This window comes from Longimicrobium sp. (assembly GCF_036554565.1).
Taxonomy (GTDB): Bacteria; Gemmatimonadota; Gemmatimonadetes; order Longimicrobiales; family Longimicrobiaceae; genus Longimicrobium.
Window position 1 is genome coordinate 1 of record NZ_DATBNB010000347.1, and the last position, 2,423, is coordinate 2,423.

2 protein-coding genes and 1 pseudogene are annotated in these 2,423 nt (G+C 70.3%); all 3 read left to right on the forward strand.

The annotated features are described in order from the left end of the window. A pseudogene (locus VIB55_RS09730) lies at nucleotides 1-553 on the forward strand (hypothetical protein); the annotation flags it as partial. Between the two features lie 59 nt (nucleotides 554-612). Continuing rightward, nucleotides 613-1,512: a cyanophycinase gene (locus VIB55_RS09735; RefSeq protein ID WP_331876456.1), complete on the forward strand. Its 900-nt coding sequence runs from the start codon at nucleotides 613-615 to the stop codon at nucleotides 1,510-1,512. Between the two features lie 66 nt (nucleotides 1,513-1,578). Beyond that, on the forward strand, nucleotides 1,579-2,172 hold the full coding sequence (locus tag VIB55_RS09740) for a ferritin-like domain-containing protein (RefSeq protein ID WP_331876457.1): 594 nt from the start codon (nucleotides 1,579-1,581) through the stop codon (nucleotides 2,170-2,172). The last annotated feature ends 251 nt before the right edge of the window (nucleotides 2,173-2,423 follow it).

Sequence of the window (2,423 nt, forward strand, 5' to 3'; positions counted from 1 at the left end):
CCGGCTTTCGGTGCTGCGCGACGTGCTGAACGGCTTCGACGTAAAGCCCTCGTGGTTCTACGCCACGCACGTGGAGCGCACCGAAAAGCTGGTGGACGAGGCCATCGAGATCTCCAACCAGGGAATGCCCTGCGACATGGACGTGGTGGAGGGCGACCTTCACCGCTGGGTGCGCTACTGGCTGGACCACGGCGGAAACCCCGAGCGGCTGACGGTTTCGTCCGACGCGTCCATGACCGGGCACGGGCTGGTGTGGCGGCAGGTGCGCGAGTGCGTGCTGGAGCATGGTTTCACGCTGGAACAGATGCTGCCCATGATCACCCGCAACACGGGGCGCATCCTGAAGCTGCGGGAAAAGGGCGAGATCCGGAAAGCCTTCGTGGGCGACCTGGTGATGCTCGAGGAAGGCTCGCTGGAAATCGTCAACGTGATGTCGCGGGGCAAGATGATGGTGCGCGACGGCACGCTGACGTGCCAGGAGAACTGGCTGAAGGACAGCGACCGGGAGATCCACCTGTCCGGGCGCAAGAACGAGGGCGGCGACGACGACTGACCGCGCACCCACGAGGGGCGCGCGGGGCAGGGCGGACGGGGAACGAGGAAAGAGCGCAAATGGCCGAGGACCAGGAAGAGCAGCAGGGCCGCAACGGCCAGCAGGACGTAGAGGCGGGCGGCCACGCGCAGCGGATGGGGCACCTGCTGGTGATCGGCGGCGCGGAAGATCCCGACGAGGACGACATGAAGATCCTGCCGCACTTCGTGAAAATGTGCGGCGGGCCCTCTGCGCGGATCGTCGTCTGCTCGTCGCCTTCGGAAAACCCGCACGACAAGGCCGACACCTACGAGCGGCTGCTCGACAAGATCGGCGTGGCCGCGGTGTTTCCGGCCCCCATCGACAGCCGCGACGAAGCCGAGGACCCGGACCTTCTGGAGTTCACCCGCGAGGCCACGGGCGTCTTCTTTACCGGCGGCGACCAGCTGCGGCTGACGGCGCTGGTGGCCGGGACCGCGTTCGGTGAGATGGTGAGGACGCGGCTGTACGGCGACAACCTGGTGGTAGGCGGCACCAGCGCCGGCGCCGCCGCCATGAGCAGCGTGATGCTCATCGGCGGCAAGAGCGAGGGCACGGTGAAGCGCGAGGACGTGAGCCTGGCGCCGGGGCTGGGCTACTGGCGCGACACCGTGGTCGACACGCACTTCAGCCAGCGCGGCCGGGTCAGCCGCCTGATGACCATCTTTGCGCACAATCCCCAGGTGCTGGGCATCGGCATCGACGAGAACACGGCGATCGACCTCGTTCCCGGAGACCGCTTCACCGTGATCGGCGCAGGCGTGGTGATGGTGTTCAACGGCCGCGTCAGCCACACCAACGCGCCCGACGCGTCCGACGACGAAACGCTGGCCATCACCGACACGGCGCTCCACACCCTTCCCGAGGGGTACGGCTTCAACCTGCGCACCAAGCGGCCGCTGCTGCCCGGGGGCGAGCAGATTCCCAAGGTGGAGCACTGAGGCGCGGGTCACGACGGTAACCACGGCCGCCCCGGTGGACGGCCGGCTGCTGCGGAGGGATGCGCGATGACGGAAAGCGGGATGGGGCCCTCGGGCGCGGAGCAGATCGCGCTGCTGAACGACCTGCTGGCGCTGGACCACGATGCGGTGCAGGCGTACTCCATCGCCATCGGGCGGATCAGCAACGCGGAGTACCGGGAGACGCTGGCGGGCTTTCGGGGCGACCACCAGCGGCACATCACGCAATTGACGGGGCTGATCCAGGACCGCGGCGGGGTGCCGGTGCAGATGCCGCACCTGCCCACGGGGCACTTCAAGCTGGCGGTGCAGGCCCTGGGCGCCGCGGGCGACGACCGCGCCCTGCTGATGGCGTTCAAGGCCAACGAGCGGCAGGTGCGCGACAAGTACCGCCGCCACGCCGACGATCCGCACGAGCCGGCCGTCGCCACCATCCTCCGCGCGGCGGCGCGCGACGAGGAGGCGCACTACGCGTGGGTGGAGGGCGTGCTGGAGGGGATGGGGCTGGAGCCGGGTTCGCTGCTGAAGACGGTGCAGGACGCGGCGGAGACGGCCCACGCCACCACCGCCGACGCCATCGAGTCCGCCGGCCGCCGCGTGGCGGAGGCGGTGGAGCGCCTGCGGCCCGGCGGAACGCGCTAGGCGGAGGCCCGCCCCCCGGGTGCCCCTCCCCCGGCCCCTCCCCGCACGAACTGCGTGCGGAGAGGGGGGATCTTCGGTGTGGGTCCTGAGGTGCGGTGTGCGGGCCGGCGCCCCCCATCCCCAGCCCTTCCCCCGCAAACTGCGCGGGGGAAGGGAGCCAGTGCCTTGTGTCACGCCGGCCCCGGCGCGGCGGCTGGCTCCGTCACCGAGGCCTCGGCTGCCGTGGGGCCCTCACCCGTCCTCGCTTGGGC

What these genes read in the sequence shown, in the direction of transcription:
- VIB55_RS09735 (WP_331876456.1), top strand. Translation starts at nt 613, where the DNA reads ATGGCCGAGGACCAGGAAGAGCAGCAGGGCCGCAACGGCCAGCAGGAC.
- VIB55_RS09740 (WP_331876457.1), top strand. Translation starts at nt 1,579, where the DNA reads ATGACGGAAAGCGGGATGGGGCCCTCGGGCGCGGAGCAGATCGCGCTG.